Origin of the sequence: Solirubrobacter pauli (assembly GCF_003633755.1) — a bacterium.
In the GTDB taxonomy this organism is placed as follows: domain Bacteria; phylum Actinomycetota; class Thermoleophilia; order Solirubrobacterales; family Solirubrobacteraceae; genus Solirubrobacter; species Solirubrobacter pauli.
In genome coordinates this window covers 1153380-1172978 of sequence record NZ_RBIL01000002.1, presented here as the reverse complement: position 1 = coordinate 1172978, position 19599 = coordinate 1153380, and the positions used below count along the sequence as shown (strand labels likewise).

Here is a 19599-nt window from a genome sequence, read left to right as displayed (position 1 = left end):
TGTTGGAGATCGGACGGTGAGGTGCGATGGCTTGACGAGCGGACCCCGGGCGTGGTCCACGCCCGGGGTTCGCACGTAGCGCTGCTAGCGGCCGACGCGGTGCTCGTGACCGTGCCAGCGCGGGCCGCGACGCGGCCACTTGGGCGGCTTGTGGCCACCCGGCTTGGTGCCGAAGGCGTCACGCGAGGCGCCGAAGTAGTACACGGCGTAGGACGCCGCCGCGGCGAGCTCCTTGAGGCTCTTGAGCGCCCCGCCGGACATCTTGCGACGGGCCGCGCGCTTCTCGGCGTCGGTGCCACCGGGCGCCAGGCCCTCGGCGCTGAGCGGCATGACACCGGTGAACACGGTGCTCAGGTTGTCGCAGATCTGGTGGTAGCACGGGTCGTACCACGAGCCCGCGGCGCCGCCGAAGATCTGCTCCTCCTCGGGCGTCTTGACGCCCTCGGCGCCGGCGTAGATGCCGCCGGACGGGATGCCGCGGAGCGTGAAGCCGACGTAGTCCGAGCGACCGTCGAACGGGCCCTTGACGACCGGCTGGCCCTGCGAGCGGAACCAGTCCTCGAAGACCGCCTCGACCTTGCCGGAGTCGGGTGACTCGGAGGCCTCGCTGCCGTCCTCGGTGTCGTCGCCGTCACCGTCGTACACGCCTCGGATGTAGTTGGCGGACGAGAGCATGTCGTAGTCGAGCATCACGTCGATCTTGTCCACCTCCTTCTGGCTGAGGTTGCGCGCGTAGTAGGAGGAGCCGACCAGGCCGTTCTCCTCGGCGCCGAACCACATGAAGCGGACCTTGTTGCGCAGGTTGTACCGGCCCTCCGACAGCTCACGGGCCATCGACAGCAGCGTCGACGTGCCGGAGCCGTCGTCGTTGATGCCCGGGCCTTCGGGCACGGAGTCCAGGTGCGCGCCCGCGAGCACGACGTGGTTGGGATCGCCGCCCTTGGTCTCGGCGATCACCTGCGGCAGGAAGCGGTCGGTGAACGTGCCGTAGACCTTGAAGTCGACGGTCGGGTTCTTGCCCTGCTTGTAGGCCTGCAGCAGCTCGTTGCCGAGCGCGTAGCTGGTGATCACGGCCGCGATCGTCGCCGGCGGGTCCGGCTGGTTGTCGACGAAGATCGGGTTCTGGCGCTCGGGCGTGTTGCCCTCGTTGTAGATGATCACGCCCGTGGCGCCCGCGGCCTGCGCGAGCTGCCACTTCTCGATGAACGCGCACGTGCCGCGCTGCACGAGCGCGATCTTGCCGGACACGCCGGCGTAGTCCGCGGCCGCGCAGCCGCTGGTGGAGCCGCCCGTGGGCGGGTCGACGATCCCGCCGACCGGGAACACGGGTGCGTTGGTGAGCACGGTCGTGGGCGAGTTGGCCATCGTGATGAAGTCCGAGTCCGGCAGGTCGGACTGCTCGGCCGTGCCGGGCCGGTACACCTTCGGCGTCGGCTTGACCTGGTTGAGCACCGGCGCCTGGCTCTCGCCCCACGTCGGGTAGTTGAACTGCGTGACCTGCGGGCGGTACCCCGCCTCGCGCAGGGTGCTGACGACGTAGTCCAGCGACTCCTGGTAGCCGGGCGAGAACACCTCGCGGGTGTCGTCGTTGAGCGTCGCGATCCGCTGCAGCGCGGTCTGATGCTCGGTGATGCTCGGGACGGAGACGCCCTCGACGAAGCGCTTCGCGCCTGGGTCCCGCGGCGACACGGCGCCACCGTTGGCCGACGCGGCGGCAGGGACTAAGGCGAACGTGGCGGCGCATGCGGCCACCAGAGCCAAACGACTCCGGGACAAAGAAGTACCCCCTCTTCGATGTGCGGCGATGGACCGATTTGACGGTCCGTCAGCGGAGCGTACCGCGAACTACTAGGGCGGGTAGGAGGTTCTTCGCTCACAGGTCCGCAAACGCTGTCTGGCACTCGTCCGCAACGCCCTCCAGCGAGTCACGGAGCGTTGACAGCTGAGCGGTCAGCGAGCCGCTGCCGAGCAGCTCTCCGAGCGCCGCGAACGACACCTTCGCGCAGTCGATGACCACCGCGCCCTTCGCCTTGGCCGCTTCGGCCTCGGCCTGCGCCTGGTCGGCGGTGGCCTGCGCCTGCTCGGTCGCGCCCTCCGCGCCGGCGGCGGCCTTCTTGGCGTCGGCCGCCTTCTCGGCGGCGGCGTCGGCGGTGCGCTGCGCGTCCTCGACCGAGGCGGTCGCGGCCTCGAGGGTCTCGGCCTTGGTCCCCAGGCGCGCCGACAGCTCCTCGTAGGCGGCTTCGAGCGCCGCCTTGGTCGCGGTCTCCTCCGCGCCGCCGGCGGCCTGCGGCTCCTCGGCCTGGAGCTCGGCAACCTGCTGGTTGGCCTGGTCGAGCTCGGCCTGCGTGTCGTCGCGGTCCGAGCGCAGGACGAACGCCCACGCGAGGGCGGCGACGGCGACGACGCCCAGCGCCGCGCTCACCCAGATCCAGCGGTTCGGTCGGGTCACAGGCGCCACCGTAGGTGCGGCCGTGAGCAGTCCGCATCACCCCCCGGGGATGAGGCGTGCGACCGCGCCGCGCTCAGCGCGTGAGCGACGCCGTCGCCGCCAGCAGCTCCTCGCGCGTGAGCGGACCGGTGATCGTCAATACGAGCTGGTCGGTGACGACGTAGACGTGCGGCTCGACGCGCGGGTCGAGGACGACGTTGGCGGTGGCCCCGCGGAGGGCCCCGGCCCGGATCCGGACCCGCTCGGGCTCGACGAGGTTCCCCTCGCCGGAGGCGATCGGGTCGGCCCAGGCGTCCGGGTCGGCGCCGGCGCGGCGGGTGCTGACGATCACGGTGTCGAGCCCGCGGCGGTACGCGGTGCTGACGACGTCGCGTGAGGGCGGGTTCAGCGCCTCGTTGCCGGTGGGCGACGGCGTGGTCCTGGCCACGCGCGTGACCGAGCGGCCGAAGCCGGCCGGCAGCGCGCGCGGCGCGAGCGGCGGGTAGCCGACGCGGTCCCGGACGGCGCTGAACGGCACGGTGCGGAACCCCTCGTCGACCACGGTCGCGTCGGCGGGGACGTCCGGCGCGAACGCGGACGCGGGCAGCGACGGGTTCAGCCGCAGGTGCTCGAGCTCGAACCCCTGCACGAGGCGGCCGCGGAGCGTCTCGCGCACGGACAGCGGGAACCCGGTCCCGCGGTCGACGATGACTTCGAGCCGGTCACCCGAGTAGCCGAGCTTGTTGACCGGGATGTCGGCGCGCAGCACCCAGGCGGGCCGGCCGTCGACGCGCTCCTCGCGCACCGTGCCCGTACGCGCGGCCGCGAGCGCCCGGGTCACCGCGGCGGCCTGCAGGCCGAGGCGCCGGTCGCCGATCAGGCCGTCGGGCGCGCCGGGGGCGACGCCCTCGGTGACGAACGAGCCGGGCGCGTACGGCAGGTCGAGCTGCACCTCGCGCGCGTCGCGGGACGAGTAGTAGAAGTCGCCGTCCTGCGCGCTGCCGAGGACCCGCAGGTCGCCGCGGTCGGTCAGCGCCACGCGCAGGCGGTCGGTCGTGAGCGGCTCCTGGGCGTTCAGCCGGCCGCGGACGACCAGCGTGGCCCGCAGCGACCGCACGTCGGCGAGGGCCGCGCGGGCACGCTCGACCACCTGCGCCGCCTGGGCGGGCGCGGTGACGACGCCCCGGTCCACCCGGCCCGGCAGCAGCGCGAGCACGAGCACGATCGCCGCCGCGAGCGCGGTCGCGCCGGCCAGCGCGGGACCGAGCCGGCGGCGCGCGGCCGAGCCGCGGGCGCGGGCGTCGCCGGGCCGCGCCGCACCCGGCGCGAAGCCCCGATCGCGGCTGTCGCGCGCGCGCCACGGCCGCCACGGGGGCCGCGCCGCGCGGCGGCTCGCCGCCTCGTCCTCGAGCCGCGCGCGCAGCTCGGCGTGGAAGCCCTCGCGGTGCGGGGGCGCGGGCAGGTCGCGCAGCGCGCGGCCGAGCTCCTCGTCGCGGTCGCTCATCGCGTCGCCTCCGTCCGGGCTCGTGCTGCGGGGCGCAGCCCGCGCGCGGCGTCGCGGCCTCCCGGCCGGGCCGGCCGCGCGCCGTGCGCCTCGCACGCGGGTTCGTTGCCGTGCGCGGTCATGCCGCCTCCGATCGGGCGTCCAGGACAGGACGGAGCGCCGCGCGGGCGCGGCTCAGGCGCGACGCGACGGTGCCCGGCGGGATGCCGACGACCTCCGCCACTTCGTCGTAGCTGTAGCCCTCGGCGTCCACCATCAGGACGACGATGCGCAGGTCCGCCGGCAGGCCGGCGAGCGCGTTGGCGAGGTCCATGCGGGTGTCGCTCGCGTCGCCGATGTCGGGGCTGGAGGCGGCCGCGCGGCCTTCGAGGGCCTCGAGGTCGACCTCGCCGCGGCGGGCGATCCGGCGCAGCTCGTCGACCGCCGCGTTGGCGACGATCCGGTGCAGCCAGGTGCCGAAGCTCGAGCGCCCGTCGAACTTCGGCAGCGCGCGGAAGGCGCGCACGTACGCGGTCTGGAGGACGTCGTCCATCGTGGCCTCGTCGCCGAGCATCGAGTAGGCGAGCCGGCGCATGGCGGCGCCGTTGGCCTCGAGCAGCTGCTCGAACGCGCCGACGTCACCGCCCTGCGCGCGCTTGATCAGGCGCCGTTCCCCGCGCTGCGGCGGGTCCACGACGGCGATGAAGATGAGCAGCATCCCCCCTTAGACCTACCAAGCCGCCGATTTCTTCACGACGGCGTGAAGGAATCGGCGGCGGCGTTCGTCCAACGGGCATGAACCACCGTCTGACCCTGTTGCTCGCGGCGCTCGTCGCGATGATCGCCTCCCTGCCCGCCACCGCCGTCGCCGCCCCGCGCTGCGATGCCAAGACCGCCGCGCTCCAGGAGCGGCTCGAGGCCCTGCACTTCCCCGGCGGCGCCGTCGACGGCTGCGCGGGACCGTCCACCCGCGCCGCCGTCCAGGCGTTCCAGAAGGCCAACGGCCTCAGCGCCGACGGCGTCGCCGGCCCGAAGACCCGCGCCGCGCTCGACGCGCCCGCGGCGCTCACGCCCGTGAGCGCGCGCCCCGGCCTGCACGTCGAGGTCGACCTGTCCCGCCAGCTGCTGCTCGTCGTCCGCGATGGCGCGGTCGAGCGGGTCTACTCCGTCTCGACCGGCAAGCAGGGCTACGAGACGCCCGTCGGCACGTTCAAGATCGGCCGCAAGGAGCGCCGGTCGTGGTCGGTCCCGTACAAGGTCTGGCTGCCGTACGCGAGCTACTTCGTCGGTGGCGTCGCCTTCCACGCCGGCACCACCGACGTCGAGCGGGCGAGCCACGGCTGCGTCCGCGTGCCCGCCGCGTTCGCGCGCGAGCTCTACGACCTGCTCGCGCCCGGCACGACCGTGATCGTCACACGTTCTGGCGCGCGCGCCTGAGCGGCACGTCCTCCATCGGCGCGCTCGCCAGCCGCGGCGGGCGCGCCGTCGCCAGCAACGGCGCGAGGTAGCGCCCGGCGACCTTGCCGGGTGGCGACCACAGCGGCGTGTGCCACACGGTCCGCTCGGTCGTTGGGAGCGGCTCCCCGTCCAGGCTCACGGGCGCGCGCAGGTACAGCGGCGCGCCGCCCGTGAGGAGCAGCCCGCGCAGCACCGGCTGCCAGGGCTCCGGGGCCGGTCCGAGCCCGCGGTCGGCGGCGATCGCGGCGGCCGCGACGTCGGCCTGCTGCGCCGACAGCCCGCCCTGCTTGAGCGGGAACGTCGTCACGTCGCCGGCCGCGAACACATCCGCCAGGCCGGGCACCCGGCCGTGGCCGTCGACCGGGACGAACCCGGACGGGTCGTGCGGCAGCCCCGCGATCGCCGGTCCGACCAGGCGCGGCATCGCGATCACGCGGCCCGCCGGCACGGGATCGGCGCCGTCGAGCTCGACCCACCCGGGATGCACTTCGGCCAGCCGCACGCCGGCGCGCAGGGCGATCCCGCGCGCCGCGAGGTGCTCGGACACGGCCGCGCCGGCCTCGCTGCCGAACATCCACAGCGGCACGGGCTCGGGGGTGACGATCGTGACGCGCGGCTCGCGCCCGCGGCTGCGCAGCTCGGTCGCGGCCATCATCGCCAGCTCGTACAGCGGCAGCGCCCAGGTCGAGACGCTCGGGAGCACGAAGGCCAGCGTCGCCGTCTCGGCGAGCGCCGCCTCGACGGCCGGAACGGAAGCCGGGCCGGTGAACGTGATCGCGTCCGACACGGCGGGAAGCGACCGTGCGCCCGGCGCCACGAGCAGCGCGTCGTAGCGCAGGCGGTCACCGTGATCGTCGACGACCACGTGCTGGTCCGCCTCGACCCGCACCAGCTTGGCCGGACGATGGTCGAACGGCGCGTAGCGCTGGATGACCGCGAACGGGACCGGGTTCGGCAGCCCGAAGCCGAACGGCGCGGCGACCGAGGCGGGTGGCGGGTTCAGCACGTCGTTGGGCGCGAGGACGGTGATGCGTGGATGTGGGCCGACCGCGGCCCGGAGCGCCGCAACCGCCTCGATGGCGGCGACGCCCCCACCCGCGATGACGATGTGCGGCTGGTTGCTCATGTCGTGACCGTACGAGTGCGGACGAGCGGCGCCATCCGTAGTTCTCCCCCGGACGGCGGTGGTCGCTCCCGGACGCACGCCGCAGCCAGACCCGGCACTCTTCGGACATGGCCATGACCGAGACGCCTGCTCCGCTGTCGGCGGAGGAGGTCGCGCGGCTGGACGCCTGGTGGCGCGCCGCCAACTACCTGTCCGTCGGGCAGATCTACCTGCTCGGGAACCCGCTCCTGCGCGAGCCGCTCCTGCCCGAGCACGTCAAGCCGCGGCTGCTCGGCCACTGGGGGACGACGCCCGGGCTGAACCTGCTGTACGCGCACCTGAACCGCGTCATCCAGGCTCACGACCTGAGCACGATCTACATCGCCGGTCCCGGGCACGGCGGCCCCGGGCTCGTCGCCAGCACGTGGCTGGAGGGCAGCTACAGCGAGGTCTATCCGAACATCGGGCGCGACGAGGACGGCATCCGCAAGCTGTTCCGCCAGTTCTCCTTCCCGGGTGGCATCCCGAGCCACGTCGCGCCTGAGACGCCCGGCTCGATCCACGAGGGCGGTGAGCTCGGGTACGCGCTCGCGCACGCCTACGGCGCCGCGCTCGACAACCCGGATCTGCTCGTCGCGTGTGTGATCGGCGACGGCGAGGCCGAGACCGGCCCGCTCGCCGCGAGCTGGCACTCGAACAAGTTCCTCAACCCGGCGCGTGACGGCGCCGTGCTGCCGATCCTGCACCTGAACGGCTACAAGATCGCCAACCCGACGGTGCTCAGCCGGATCACGCACGACGAGCTCGACGCGTTGATGCGCGGTTACGGGCACACGCCGTTCTTCGTCGAGACCGACGACCTCGAGACGGTCCACCAGGAGCTCGCGGGCACGCTCGACGCGATCGTCGCCGACATCGCGCGGATCCAGGACGACGCGCGCAACGGCAGCACCGAGCGTCCGCGCTGGCCGATGCTCGTGCTGCGGACGCCGAAGGGCTGGACCGGGCCGAACGAGGCCACGCCGGCCTCGCACCAGGTGCCGCTGTCCGGGCTCGCCGGGCACGAGGAGCGCGTCGAGCAGCTCGAGGCGTGGATGCGGTCGTACCGGCCCGAGGAGCTGTTCGACGACCAGGGCCGCCCGCTGCCCGAGGTGGTCGCCCTCGCACCGGCCGGCGAGCGCCGGATGGGCGCCAACCCGCACGCCAACGGCGGACTGCTGCTGCACGACCTGGAGCTGCCGGACTTCCGCGACTACGCGGTCGAGGTCGACTCCCCCGGCTACAGCTCGAGCGAGGCCACGCGCGTGCTCGGCGGCTGGCTGCGCGACGTCGCGGTCGCCAACGACACGTCGTTCCGCATCTTCGGCCCCGACGAGACCGTCTCGAACCGGCTCGGCGCCGTCGTCGAGGCGACCGACCGCGCGTGGATGGCCGAGATCAAGGACGCCGACGAGCACATGGCGCCGGACGGCCGGGTGATGGAGGTGCTGAGCGAGCACCTGTGCCAGGGCTGGCTCGAGGGCTACCTGCTGACCGGGCGCCACGGGCTGTTCAACAGCTACGAGGCGTTCATCCACATCGTCGACTCGATGTTCAACCAACACGCGAAGTGGCTCAAGACGACGCGCCACATCCCGTGGCGGCGGCCGGTCGCGTCGCTCAACTACCTGCTCTCCTCGCACGTCTGGCGCCAGGACCACAACGGCTTCTCGCACCAGGACCCGGGGTTCATCGACCACGTCGTCAACAAGAAGTCCGAGGTCATCCGCGTCTACCTGCCGCCGGACGCGAACTGCCTGCTCTCGGTCGCCGACCACTGCCTGCGCAGCCGCCACTACGTGAACGTGATCGTCGCCGGCAAGCAGCCCGCGCTCGACTACCTGACGATGGACGAGGCGGTCGCGCACTGCACGCGCGGCATCGGCATCTGGGACTGGGCGTCCAGCGACGGGGGCGGCGAGCCCGACGTCGTCCTCGCGTGCGCGGGCGACATCCCGACGCTGGAGACCGTCGCCGCGGCCGCGCTCCTGCGCGAGCACCTGCCCGAGCTGAAGGTGCGCGTGATCAACGTGGTCGACCTGATGCGCCTGCAGGACGAGAGCGAGCACCCGCACGGCCTCAGCCACGGCCTGTTCGACGCGCTGTTCACCACCGACAAGCCCGTGATCTTCGCCTACCACGGCTACCCGTGGCTGATCCACCGGCTCACGTACCGCCGCACGAACCACATGAACCTGCACGTGCGCGGCTACAAGGAGGAGGGCACGACCACGACGCCGTTCGACATGGTGATGCTCAACGACATGGACCGCTTCCACCTGGTGATCGACGTGATCGACCGGGTGCCGGGACTGGGCCAGCGCGCCGCGCTGCTGCGCCAGCAGATGGTCGACGAGCGGCTGCGGGCCCGCGCCTACACGCGCGAGCACGGCGACGACCCGGCCGAGCTGCGCGACTGGGTCTGGACTACGGAAAACCCGTAGTCGGTCTCGGACTTCCCCGAAGCCGGGGAGGCGGACACGGACCTAGGTTGGGAGTACCAAGCACCGACCGAAGGACCCGACGATGACCGCCTCCCCCGTGATCCTCTGCTACGACGGCTCCGATGACGCCGCGGTCGCCATCCAGCGCGCCGCGGCGCTGTTCGGAGGGCGCCCCGCGGTCGTGCTCGTCGCCTGGCCACGCGCCCAGGCGCAGCTCACCTACGCCTGGCCGGGCATGGTCTACGCGGAGGACCTCGACGCGCTCGACAAGGCCGCCGCGGACGCCGCCGCCGAGCTGGCCGAGCGGGGCGCCACGCTGGCCCGCGAGGCCGGCCTGGACGCAGAGCCGATGGCCATGCGCGCGAGCGGCCCGATCTGGCAGGCGATCCTCGCCGCGGCCGACGACCGCGACGCCGCCGCGATCGTGCTCGGGTCGCGCGGGCTGAGCGGCATCCGGTCGCTCGTCCTCGGCAGCGTGAGCAACGCTGTCGTCCACCACGCCACGCGCCCGACGCTCGTCGTCCGCCACGGCTGCCCGGCCGAGGACCAGGATGTCGCCCAGGCCGCTTGACGTGATCACGGTCAACCAGTGCATCGGCTGCGGCGCGATCGAGACGCCGCAGCCGTGCCTCGGCGGCTGCCACGAGCACCGGCTGGACCTCGTCCCGGCGGACGAGCACGCGGCGGCGCTGGCGGCGGTCGATGCGCTGGAGACGCTGCTGGCCGAACGCCGGGCGCTGCTCGCCGAGGTCGCGCGGTCCACGCTCGCCGATGGCGAGTGGGCGGCGCTGCGCACCCGCGCCCGCGCCGTGCTGCACGCCCCGCGGGTGCCCGAGCCCGCGCTCGAGGTCACCACGTGGCGCTGCGACTGCGGGCACATCGAGGCGCCGCAGCCGTGCATCGGCGTGTGCGTGCGCCCGGCCCGCGCCATGGTGCCGGCGGAGGACCACCGCGCCGCGCTCGCCCGCGCGACGGCGCTCGCCGCCGAGGCCGAGCGGCTCGCCCCCGCGCTGCGCCAGCTCGCCTGGACGACGCCGCGCCCCGCGCACCGCGAGGCGACGGCGCGGGCGCTGCGGACGGCCGCGTCAGCCCAGCAGGAAGCGGCCTGAGAACGCCAGGCGCTCGACCGGCGGCGCGTCCACCGGCTCACCGTCGAGCGTGACCGCCCACGTGCGCGGATCCACCCGGACCGTGCCGGTGCGCGTGTTGTGGACCATGTCGGCTGCGGTCAGGTCGCGGCAGCCCTCGACGCGGGCGCGCGGGCGGGCCGTCGGCAGTTCCGCCTCCATCGCGCTGCCGGCGAGGAACGCCAGCGACGTGCGGGCGGGAGCGCCGCCGACGCCACCGACCTGCGGGCGGACCCGCACGGGCTCGGACAGCATCGTGGTCGCGTTGCCGTCGCCGGAGGCGCCCCAGGCGGCCATGCCGGCCTTGACCACCAGCTCCGGGCGGACGCCGATCAGCGACGGCTGCCAGAGCACGGCGTCGGCGAGGCGGCCGGGCGTGAGCGCGCCGACGTGGCCGGCCAGGCCGTGCGCGAGCGCCGGGTTGATCGTGACCTTCGCGACGTGGCGCAGGACACGGGCGTTGTCGTGGGCGCCCTCGGCGCCGCGGACGGCCTTCATCCAGTCCGCGTTCTGGAAGGCGCGCCGGACGACCTCGCCCGCGCGGCCCATGCCCTGCGAGTCCGAGGACAGCATGTGGATCACGCCGAGGTCGTGCAGCACGCCTTCGGCGGCCATCGTGCGGGCGCGCACGCGCAGGTCGAGGATCGCGAGGTCGCCGCTGCGGCCGCCCGGGTCGAGCAGGTGCACGGCCTCGACCATCGCGCGGCCCTCGGCCTCCGTGCCTGGGCCGAACGGCAGCCCGGGATTCGTGGAGGACGTGAGCACGCGGTCACGGCCGGCCAGCACGAGCAGGTCGGGCGCGTGCCCGCCGCCGCAGCCCTCGATGTGGAACGCGTGGATCGTGCGCCCGCCGAACGCCGCGTAGGTCTCCTCGACCGACAGCGACTCGTTGAGGCCGTCGGTGTGGATCGCGAGCTGCACGTCCTCGGCGTCGCACACGTCGAGCGCGGTCCGGATCTGCTCGGCGCCCGCCGCGACGTCCTCGTGGATCTTCAGGCCGGCGCCGCCCGCGCGCAGCGAGTGCAGGATCGGGTCCTGCCGGGCCGCAGAGCCGCGGACGAGCAGCGCGGCGTTGAGCGGGTAGGCATCGAGCGCCGCCCACGCGGCCTGCAGCAGCTCGGGCGGGTTGCAGCCGAGGTTCCAGACCGGGCCCGGGTCCTGGATCACGAGCGTCGTCAGGCCGCCGGCGAGCGCCGCGTCCGCGACCTGCGGCGAGAGCCAGTGCACGTGGGTGTCGATGCCGCCGGGCGTGACGATCAACCCGCTCGCGTCGTGGACCGCGGTCGCGGTGTCCAGCACCACGTCGACGCCGTCCATCGTGTCGGGGTTGCCGGCCCGGCCGACGCTGACGATCCGGCCCTGGCTGATCCCGAGGCTCGCGTAGCGGACGCCGAGGATCGGGTCGACCACCAGGCCGCCGGTGATCGCCACCTCCACGCCGCCGCGCTCGGCGCGCACGCCGAGCCCATCGCGCATCGTGCCGCCCCAGCCGGGGACGATCGCGTCCGGCTCGCCCTCGGGCTCGAGCCACAGGTCGCTGTCGGCCAGCCGTACGCGCTCAGGCACCGCGGTACCCCCGTTCCCGCGCCAGCGCCAGCGCCGCCTCGCGCGCGCCGTCGGCATCCAGCGGGCCGTCGACCAGCCCGCCGTGCCCGCGCACGATCCGGGCGCCCGCGATCGGCACGAGCCGCACGCCGACCGTCTCCCCCGGCGGGAACACGACCTTCGCCCCGGCCTCGATCGCCAGCCGCCGGCCCCACGCCGCCGCCCGGTCGAAGCGCAGCGCGCGGTTGGTCTCGAAGAAGTGGAAGTGCGACGTCACGCCGACCGTGACCTCGCCCTCGTTGACGACGTCGAGCGCGACGCCCTCGCCCACCCACTCGGGGTCGACCGCGCGCGCCTCCGGCGGGCCGTCGCGGCGGATCGGGTCGTGCAGCACGACGAGCCGGTGCCCGTCCACGAACAGCGGCTCGACCTCCACGCGCGGCACGGCGTCGGCCACGCCCTCGAGCACGTCCGCCTCGCCGAGCACCGTGTAGCCGAAGGCCTGCACCTCCGCGTACGAGCGACCGTCGCGCGCCGCCTCGCACACCTCGTCGGCGATCAGCGCGACCGCCTCGGCCTGGGTCAGCGGCAGCCCGCGCGCCCGCCGCTTGCGGGCCAGCTCCCCCGCCAGGAACAGCAGCAGCCGGTCTTCCTCGCTGGGCAGCAGACGCATCAGACCGCCGGCTCCTGCTGGGTGATGCAGTGGATGCCGCCGCCGCGCGCGAACAGCGGCCGCGCGTCCACGAGCTCGATGCGCCGGCCGGGATAGGCCTCCGCCATGATCGCCGCGGCGCGCGTGTCGGCCGCCTCCTCGCCGAACGCGCACAGGACGACGCCGCCGTTGACCAGCGAGTGGTTGATGTAGCTGTAGTCGACCGGCCCGTGCTCGTCGTGGGTGAACCGCGGCGCGGGCACCTCGATCACGGTCAGCCCTTCGGCGCGCAGCTGGTCGGCGACGCCGCGTGAGACCTCGTGGTCGGGATGGTCGCGGTCGTCCTGGCGGTGCACGAGCACCGTGCCGGGCGCGGAGAACGTGGCGACGATGTCGACGTGGCCGCGTGTGCCGAACTCGTCGTAGTCACGCGTGAGCCCGCGCTCGAGCCAGATCACGCGGCGGGCGCCGAGCGTGCGCTCCAGCTCGGCCTCCACGCGCGCCTCGTCCCAGTCCGGGTTGCGCCCCGGGTCCAGCTGGACCGTGCGCGTGACCAGCACCGTGCCCGCGCCGTCGACGTGCAGCCCGCCGCCCTCGTTGACCAGCGGCGAGTCGACCACCGGCACGCCGGCCCGGCCCGCGACGAACCGCGCGATCTGGGCGTCGTGCTCCCACGCCGCCCACTCCTGGCCGCCCCAGCCGTTGAAGACCCAGTCGACCGCGGCCAGCCCGCCGCTGCCGTCGAGCACGAACGTCGGCCCGATGTCGCGCATCCAGGCGTCGTTCAGCGGCGCCTGGACGACCTCGACGCGCGGGTCGAGATGGCGGCCGGCGACCTCCACCGCCCCCGGGTCGACGACCATCGTCACCGGCTCGAAGGCGACGATCGCGCTCGCGACCGCGGCCCACGTCCTGCGCGCCTCGTCCGGATCGTCGCCGAGCGTGTAGCCGGACGACGGCCACGCCATCCACGTGCGAGCGTGCGGCGCCCACTCGGGCGGCATGCGGAATCCCTTCTCGGACACGCCTCCAACCCTAATGTGTGCGGGTGGACAACGCCGCCCTCGCCGACCAGCTCGAGGCGTTCGCAACCCTGCTCGAGCTCGCCGACGCGAACGCGTACCAGCCGCGCGCGTACCGTCGTGCGGCCGAGATGATCCGCTCGGCGCCGGTTCCGGTGGAACGCCTCGTCCGCAACGGCCGGGTGCGCGAGCTGCGCGGGATCGGGCCCGGCATCGAGGGGCGGCTGCGCGAGCTGGTCGAGACGGGCCGGATCGCCGAGCTGGAGGCGCTCGAGCGCGAGCTCTCGCCTGGGCTGATCGGGCTCGGCCGGTTCCTGGGGCTGACTACGAAGCGCTCGATGGAGCTCGCCAAGGCGCTGGACGTGCGCACGCCCGAGGCGTTCCGGGACGCGGTGGCCAACGGCCGCCTGCGCGACGTGCCCGGCGTCGGCCCGAAGACCGAGGCGCGCATCGTGGCCGCGCTCGAGCAGGACGCGCCGCGCCGGCCCGGCCTGCTGCTCAACCGCGCCCGGGCGCTCGTGAGCGGCATCGCCGAGGCGCTCGGCGGCGAGGCCGCCGGGGACGTCCGCCGGTGGCACGACTCGCCGCGGCACCTGGCGGTGGTGACCTCCGCGCCCGACGCCGTCGAGCGGTTCGCGGCGCTTCCGCAGATCGTCGCCATGGTCGAGGAGCGCTGCGGCCTGACGATCGAGGGCGTGCCGGTCGAGCTGCACACCGCGCCGCCCGAGCGGTTCGGCACCGCGCTGCTGCAAGCCACCGGCTCACCCGAGTACGTGGCCGCGCTGGGCCCGCTGCCCGACGCGCCGAGCGAGGCCGAGGTCTACCGCCGGCTCGGTCGGCCGTGGCTGCCGCCGGAGCTGCGCGAGGCGCCGTTCGCCGGCGCGCCGCCGCCGCTGCTCACCGAGGCCGACATCCGCGGCGACCTGCACACCCACACGACCTGGTCCGACGGGCGCTTCAGCGTCGAGGAGATGGGCCGCGCCGCGCGCGACCGCGGCTACGACTACCTCGCGATCTGCGACCACACGCCCGCCGTCGGCGCCGTGCGCGGCCTCACCCCGGACGACGTGCGCCGCCAGGGCGAGGAGATCGCCGCCGCCAACGAGCGCCTCGCGCCGTTCCGCGTCCTGCGCGGGATCGAGTGCGACATCCTGCCCGACGGCCGGCTCGACCTCCCCGACGACGTGCTCGCCGAGCTCGACTGGGTCCAGGCCAGCGTGCACGGCGGCCAGCGGATGCCGCGCACCGAGATGACCAAGCGCGTGGAGGCTGCGCTCCAGCATCCGGCCGTCAGCTGCCTCAGCCACCCCAAGGGCCGGATCATCGGCCGCCGGCCCGAGAACGCGCTCGACCTCGAGCACATCTACGCGGTTGCGCGCGCGCACGACGTCGCGCTCGAGGTCAACGGCCTGTCACCCCGGCTTGACCTGAGCGGGACCCACGTGCGCGCGGCGCTCACGGCCGGGGTCAAGATCGTCTGCTCGACCGACGCGCACTCGATCGACGGTCTCGCCGGGATGACCTACGCGGTCCACACCGCTCGCCGCGGCGGCGCGACCGCCGCGGACGTGGTCAACACGCGACTGCTCAGCCCGCGTCCGTAGTGCCCTGGCGCTCGGCCTTCAGGCGCGCCTCGTAGACGTGCCGGCGCCCGCCGGTGAGCTCGTCGCGCACGCGGCGCTCGAAGTCCCGGAACACCGACCAGTAGCCGTCGTCGAACTCCTCCATGATCTGGAACGTCCAGCGCCCTTCGAGCACGTCGCGCCCGACCAGGTCACGCTCGAGCGCGTCGGCCAGCTCCGACCGCCCGGCCGCGCGCAGCCCTTCGAGCACGTCGTCGAGCGCGAAGTCCGCCTCGCCGACGAGCTGGTGGAACGAGTAGAGATGGCCGCGAGCGCGCTCGAGCGTCTCCAGCGCCTCCGACATCTTGCCTGCGGTCTCGATCGCCTGATCCTCACTCATCGCGCCAAATTCTCCCCATTCGGGTGCACTCTCGACCATCACGCGGCAAGCTGCACGGCCGCACCATGGACACACCCACCCGCATCGACCTGCGCATCGACGACGTCGACGAGGCGCAGGCCTTCCTGACCCAGACCTACGGCAGCCGCCTGCTGCTCAAGCACACCGAGCCCGGGTCCTTCGGGCTCGAGCTCATCCGCACCGACGCGGGCCGCTTCGCGTCGACCGACGCCGCCCTGCCCGGGACGATGCGCTACCGGATGCTGAGCCACGGCGACGTGCTCATCAACACCCTCGTCGACGGCGCGTTCGAGGCCGACCGCGGCACCCACGTGGACCGCTACGTCGCCGGGGACGTGTTCATCGGCAGCCCCGGCGGCGCGGGGCACGCCTGCCGCACGCAGAACATCCGCGCACGGACGATGAGCGTCTCGCGTGCGCTGCTGTCGGAGATCGCCGACGGCGAGCCGCGCTTCGCCTCGATGACGCCGCGCGCCGGCGAGGGCCGCCGCTGGCGCCTCGCCGCCCGCTTCGTCGACGACCTGCTCGCCGACCCGCCGAGCGCAGGCGCGCCGCTCGTGCTCGGCTCGGCCGCCCGGCTGCTCGCCACCACCGCGCTGGCCGTGTTCCCCAACACCGCCGTCAGCGAGCCCAGCATCGACGACCGCCGGGACGCGCACCCCGAGACGCTGCGCCGCGCGATCGCGTTCATCGAGAGCAACCCGGAGCTGGACATCGGCACGGCCGCGATCGCCCGCGCCGCGCACGTGACGCCGCGCGCGATCCAGCTCGCGTTCCGCCGCCACCTGGACACCACGCCGACGGCCTACCTGCGCCGGGTGCGACTGCAGCACGCGCACCAGCAGCTGCTCGACGGCACGCCCGACGGCCTGACGGTGACCGACGTGGCGCTGCGCTGGGGCTTCGCGACGCCCAGCCGCTTCTCCCGCCAGTACCGGATCGCCTACGGGAAGACGCCGAGCGCCACGCTGCGCGGCTGACCGTCGGCGGGGATGAGCCGCCGGCGCTGGCGGACCAGCTCGATCGCCTGCGATGGGTCCCCGGTCGCCGGCTCCCCCGTGAGCAGCCAGGTGGCGTCGGCACGGCGCAGGAGCGTCCCCTCGCGTGCGAGGTCGCTGAGCGCGCTGGAGACCGTCGGCCGGCGCGCGCCGACGAGCTCGCCGAGCAGCCGGTGCGAGAGCGCGAGCGGGATCACGACCCCTTCGGTGGTGACGCGCCCCCAGCGCTCCGCGAGGTGCCAGAAGAGCGCGAGCAGCCGCCGGTCGACGCGGTTCAGATGGGCGATCGCCTGCGTCACCGAGCTGCGCACGGCGGCCTCGCCGAGCCGCTCGACGATCGTCACGGACACCTCCGGGAAGCGCGTGAGCGCGGCCGACAGCCCGTTGCCGAGCACCGCCACCCACAGCGTCGCCAGCACGTTCCAGCGCGTCTCGGCCGCCACCAGCGACGGCGTCGCGTGGTGCTGCCACGGGCGGACGATGTCGCCGGGCCCGAGCAGGTCGGTGCTGACCGTGTCCTCGAGCACGACCTCGCGGGCGAGCACGCCGTCGACGATCAGCAGGCCGATGGTCCCGGGCGCGGCGACCAGCCGCGCGCCGTCCCACGGCCCCACGTCGAGCCGCTGCTGGCGCACCTGCAGCTCACGCTTCGCCGCCGCGAGCCGGTCGTGGGACAGCAGACGACCGAGGTCGGGATCGAGCGCGAGCAGGGACTTCACCGAGGCGATGATGCAAGGAGCGCCCCCTCGCGGCTACTCGTAGAGCGAAGAGCGACTTGTCGTGAAGCGAACGTCAGCGCACGCCGTCGAGGGCCTCGGCGACGGTCCGCATGGCGAGGAACCGGACGTGCGGCGTCTCGCCGACGCGATCGCGTTCGGCCCGGCCGGCGAGCTGGTGCGCGTCTAGAGCAGGCCGCGGCAGAGGTCGAGGTTGCGCTGCGTGGCGTCGTCCGGGCCGTGCTCCGCGAGCGACGCCTCGAAGAACCGGATCGCGTCCTCGAGGGCGTCCAGCTCGAACGCCAGCAGGCCGAGCGCGAACGGCAGGTCCTCCTCCCCCGGCACGAAGACGTGCCGGGCGTACGTCTCGTGCAGCGCGTGGAGGAGGTCCCGCTGCGCGGCCGGATCGGCTTCCGCCGCCTGCGTCCGCAACGCGCTCGCGACGCCCAGCAGCGTCGACGCGTCCCAGCCGCTCAGCCGCAGCAGCGCGACCAGCTCCGCCACCGACAGGTGCTCGGCCGCCTGCTCGACGCCCTCGGCCAGGAACGACAGGTCCTGCGGGCTGAAGCGCTCGATCGCGTCCGCGTAGGCGAGGCGCGTCTCGGGATGCTCGCCGCCGAGCAGCAGCGCGGCGGCGGCGACCGCGACGTGCCGGTCTCCGCCGTGCAGCAGGTCCCCGCCGTGGCGGCGCGCGTACCAGCCGAGCGCGTGGACGTTGACCATCACCGAGAAGCTGCCGCCGTGGCGGTCGAGCTCGGGCTCGGACCCGTGCGCGAGCGAGGCCTCGGTGGCGTGCGCCTTGTCCCCGACGAGCACGAGCAGGCGATCGTCCGCGAGCGCGCGCAGCCGGCGGAGGCAGTCGATCCCGACCCGCGGGATCGTCACCACCGTGTCGCCCAACGTCGTCCGGTAGTGCTCGAGCAGCGCGTCCAGGTCCGGCTCGCCGTAGTGGTCCGGCCCGACGGCGCGGCGCGACCAGCGCAGCTCCATCGACGGGACGTCCTGGCCGTCCACCGCCAGCAGGCACTCCTCGATCGCCCCGCCGCCGAACGCGAACGCGTCGACGGGAACGCTGTCGAACAGGTAGTTGGCGATCACGACGAGCGGGTTCGCGAGCCGCTCGAGCGTCACGCCCCGCCGGCGCAGCCGCAGCGTGGAGTCGGTCTCGACGTCGAAGCGCGCGAAGTCGAACCGGTCGCCGGCGAACGCCGGGTGCGCGTCCCATTCCTCGAGCATGCGGTCGCCGAGGTCGGTCAGCACGTACACGATCGGCGGCAGCGCGAAGGGCAGCGCGGCGGTCCAGTCGGCCAGCTCGCGCATGAACCCGTGCGCGAACCGCCCCGCTCCCGCCCCGAGCTCGACCACGTACAGCGGCTCGTCGAGGTCCAGCGCGCCGCGGGCGCAGTCGCGCAGGAAGCCGACCACCACGCGCGCGTACGCGGACGACACGAACGGGTTGTCGACGACCTGGTGCGGGATCTCCGCGAACGCCTCGCCCGAGGCCTCCGCGTAGAACGCGCGCTGCAGCGCGAAGGCTCGCGACTCAGAGAACGGCTTCCCAACCCCGTGACCGGTGCTCACCGCCACATCCATAGCGTGCGGCCGCGTGATTCACCAGATCGTGGGCGCGGCGCTCGCCGCCGCGCTGCTCGCGCCTGCCGCCGCCCGGGCCGTTCCGGTACGAGGTCGCTGACCGACGGCGGGCGTCGCTCCACCACGACGACGTGAGCTGACCCGCTCATCGCGAACCGGTATACGTCGCGCATGGACCTCCAACTGCAGGACCAGGTGTGCGTCGTCACCGGGGCGAGCAAGGGCATCGGGCGCGCGGTCGTCGAGACGCTCGCCGCTGAAGGCGCGCAGGTCGTGGCCGGCGCGCGCGACGTGCGCTCGCTGACCGGCCTGGACCGCGTGACGCCGTTCGCCGTGGACCTGTCCACGGCGGACGGCCCGGGCGCGCTGGTCGGGCATGCGGTCGCGACGCACGGGCGGGTGGACGTGCTCGTCAACAACGTGGGCGCCGCGCGCGTGCGCCTCGAGGGCTTCCTGGCGCTGACCGACGCCGACTTCGCGGCGTCGATGGAGCTGAACTTCTACGCGGCCCTGCGCGCGACGCGGGCGGCGGTGGCCGACATGCTCGGCCGCTCCGCGCCGGGGGCGATCGTCAACGTCGGCTCGGTCAACGCGTTCTTCCAGCCCGACGGCGGCGTGATCGACTACGGCGCGGCCAAGGCGGCGCTCGGGAACCTCGCCAAGGCGCTCTCCCAGGAGCTCGCGCCGAAGGGCATCCGCGTCAACAGCGTCTCCCCCGGCCCGGTCGCCACCGACCTGTGGCTGGGCGAGCACGGCGTCGCCGCCACGATCGCCGCGGCCAGCGGCACCGATCCCGAGACCGTGCGGTCGCAGACGGTCGCGGGCGGGATCCCGACCGGGCGGTTCTCGACGCCGGAGGAGGTCGCGACGCTGGTGGCGCTGCTGGCGTCGCCCCGCACCGCGAACGTGACCGGCTCCGACTACCTGATCGACGGCGGCCTGATCAAGACCGTCACGCCCTGAGCGGCGGGCAAGCCATGAAATCCCGCTGCGCTGGGTAGATCGG

The 19599-nt window shown here is 74.1% G+C and carries 19 protein-coding genes; 8 read left to right on the top strand and 11 right to left on the bottom strand.

The features are described 5' to 3' along the window. Positions 1–84: 84 nt before the first annotated feature. From C8N24_RS25245 to C8N24_RS25230, 4 genes are all read right to left on the bottom strand, one after another. Positions 85–1689 carry a M28 family metallopeptidase gene (locus C8N24_RS25245; RefSeq protein ID WP_147447979.1) on the bottom strand — a complete coding sequence of 535 codons (1605 nt, stop codon included), beginning with the start codon at positions 1687–1689 and terminating at the stop codon, positions 85–87. A 184-nt stretch (positions 1690–1873) separates the two neighbouring features. Further along, positions 1874–2449, bottom strand: a complete 576-nt coding sequence (locus C8N24_RS25240; RefSeq protein ID WP_121255353.1) for a hypothetical protein — start codon at positions 2447–2449, stop codon at positions 1874–1876. A 73-nt stretch (positions 2450–2522) separates the two neighbouring features. Beyond that, positions 2523–3932: a hypothetical protein gene (locus C8N24_RS25235; protein ID WP_121255351.1), complete on the bottom strand. Its 1410-nt coding sequence runs from the start codon at positions 3930–3932 to the stop codon at positions 2523–2525. A gap of 118 nt (positions 3933–4050) precedes the next feature. Beyond that, positions 4051–4629 carry an RNA polymerase sigma factor gene (locus C8N24_RS25230; RefSeq protein ID WP_121255348.1) on the bottom strand — a complete coding sequence of 193 codons (579 nt, stop codon included), beginning with the start codon at positions 4627–4629 and terminating at the stop codon, positions 4051–4053. Between the two features lie 77 nt (positions 4630–4706). Here C8N24_RS25230 and C8N24_RS25225 point away from each other — a divergent pair, with 77 nt between their 5' ends. Next, positions 4707–5348, top strand: a complete 642-nt coding sequence (locus tag C8N24_RS25225; protein WP_121255346.1) for a L,D-transpeptidase family protein — start codon at positions 4707–4709, stop codon at positions 5346–5348. Here C8N24_RS25225 and C8N24_RS25220 read toward each other — a convergent pair. Beyond that, entirely contained in the window at positions 5323–6495 is a 1173-nt protein-coding gene (locus C8N24_RS25220; RefSeq protein ID WP_121255345.1) for an FAD-dependent oxidoreductase, read from the bottom strand. The two genes, C8N24_RS25225 and C8N24_RS25220, sit on opposite strands and share 26 nt — an antisense overlap. 113 nt (positions 6496–6608) lie before the next feature. On the opposite strand from C8N24_RS25220, the gene C8N24_RS25215 reads away from it, so the two are divergent. From C8N24_RS25215 to C8N24_RS25205, 3 genes are all read left to right on the top strand, one after another. After that, positions 6609–8957 carry a phosphoketolase family protein gene (locus C8N24_RS25215; RefSeq protein ID WP_121257990.1) on the top strand — a complete coding sequence of 783 codons (2349 nt, stop codon included), beginning with the start codon at positions 6609–6611 and terminating at the stop codon, positions 8955–8957. A gap of 82 nt (positions 8958–9039) precedes the next feature. After that, positions 9040–9528, top strand: coding sequence for a universal stress protein (locus C8N24_RS25210; RefSeq protein ID WP_121255344.1), 489 nt, complete (start codon positions 9040–9042; stop codon positions 9526–9528). Then, complete coding sequence (locus C8N24_RS25205) at positions 9509–10066, top strand: hypothetical protein (protein WP_170179403.1); 558 nt, start codon at positions 9509–9511, stop codon at positions 10064–10066. The genes C8N24_RS25210 and C8N24_RS25205 overlap by 20 nt, the downstream gene beginning before the upstream one ends. On the opposite strand, the gene C8N24_RS25200 is transcribed toward C8N24_RS25205, so the two are convergent. The 3 genes from C8N24_RS25200 to C8N24_RS25190 are packed head-to-tail and all read right to left on the bottom strand — an operon-like array spanning position 10043 to position 13285. Then, positions 10043–11650: an urease subunit alpha gene (locus tag C8N24_RS25200; protein WP_211340140.1), complete on the bottom strand. Its 1608-nt coding sequence runs from the start codon at positions 11648–11650 to the stop codon at positions 10043–10045. The genes C8N24_RS25205 and C8N24_RS25200 overlap by 24 nt on opposite strands. Beyond that, the gene (gene ureA / locus C8N24_RS25195) at positions 11643–12302 is read right to left on the bottom strand and encodes an urease subunit gamma (protein ID WP_121255339.1); all 660 of its coding nucleotides are present in this window, start codon (positions 12300–12302) and stop codon (positions 11643–11645) included. Before ureA ends, C8N24_RS25200 begins: the two co-directional genes overlap by 8 nt. Then, positions 12302–13285, bottom strand: coding sequence for an agmatine deiminase family protein (locus C8N24_RS25190; RefSeq protein ID WP_121255337.1), 984 nt, complete (start codon positions 13283–13285; stop codon positions 12302–12304). The genes ureA and C8N24_RS25190 overlap by 1 nt, the downstream gene beginning before the upstream one ends. 44 nt (positions 13286–13329) lie before the next feature. Here C8N24_RS25190 and C8N24_RS25185 point away from each other — a divergent pair, with 44 nt between their 5' ends. Then, on the top strand, positions 13330–14907 hold the full coding sequence (locus C8N24_RS25185) for a helix-hairpin-helix domain-containing protein (RefSeq protein WP_170179402.1): 1578 nt from the start codon (positions 13330–13332) through the stop codon (positions 14905–14907). On the opposite strand, the gene C8N24_RS25180 is transcribed toward C8N24_RS25185, so the two are convergent. Beyond that, positions 14891–15265 (bottom strand): hypothetical protein, encoded by a 375-nt coding sequence (locus C8N24_RS25180; RefSeq protein WP_211340138.1) that lies wholly within the window; start codon positions 15263–15265, stop codon positions 14891–14893. The two genes, C8N24_RS25185 and C8N24_RS25180, sit on opposite strands and share 17 nt — an antisense overlap. 65 nt (positions 15266–15330) lie before the next feature. Between C8N24_RS25180 and C8N24_RS25175 the strand changes: the two genes are divergently transcribed. Beyond that, positions 15331–16266 (top strand): AraC family transcriptional regulator, encoded by a 936-nt coding sequence (locus C8N24_RS25175; protein WP_121255331.1) that lies wholly within the window; start codon positions 15331–15333, stop codon positions 16264–16266. On the opposite strand, the gene C8N24_RS25170 is transcribed toward C8N24_RS25175, so the two are convergent. Next, the gene (locus tag C8N24_RS25170; protein WP_121255329.1) at positions 16230–17003 is read right to left on the bottom strand and encodes a helix-turn-helix domain-containing protein; all 774 of its coding nucleotides are present in this window, start codon (positions 17001–17003) and stop codon (positions 16230–16232) included. The two genes, C8N24_RS25175 and C8N24_RS25170, sit on opposite strands and share 37 nt — an antisense overlap. A 61-nt stretch (positions 17004–17064) precedes the next feature. Here C8N24_RS25170 and C8N24_RS35445 point away from each other — a divergent pair, with 61 nt between their 5' ends. Next, positions 17065–17190, top strand: a complete 126-nt coding sequence (locus tag C8N24_RS35445; RefSeq protein WP_281272670.1) for a hypothetical protein — start codon at positions 17065–17067, stop codon at positions 17188–17190. Here the strand turns inward: C8N24_RS35445 and C8N24_RS25165 are convergent. Further along, positions 17187–18581 carry an SAM-dependent methyltransferase gene (locus tag C8N24_RS25165; protein WP_147447978.1) on the bottom strand — a complete coding sequence of 465 codons (1395 nt, stop codon included), beginning with the start codon at positions 18579–18581 and terminating at the stop codon, positions 17187–17189. The two genes, C8N24_RS35445 and C8N24_RS25165, sit on opposite strands and share 4 nt — an antisense overlap. A 183-nt stretch (positions 18582–18764) precedes the next feature. Between C8N24_RS25165 and C8N24_RS25160 the strand changes: the two genes are divergently transcribed. After that, positions 18765–19556: an SDR family NAD(P)-dependent oxidoreductase gene (locus tag C8N24_RS25160; protein ID WP_121255325.1), complete on the top strand. Its 792-nt coding sequence runs from the start codon at positions 18765–18767 to the stop codon at positions 19554–19556. The last annotated feature ends 43 nt before the right edge of the window (positions 19557–19599 follow it).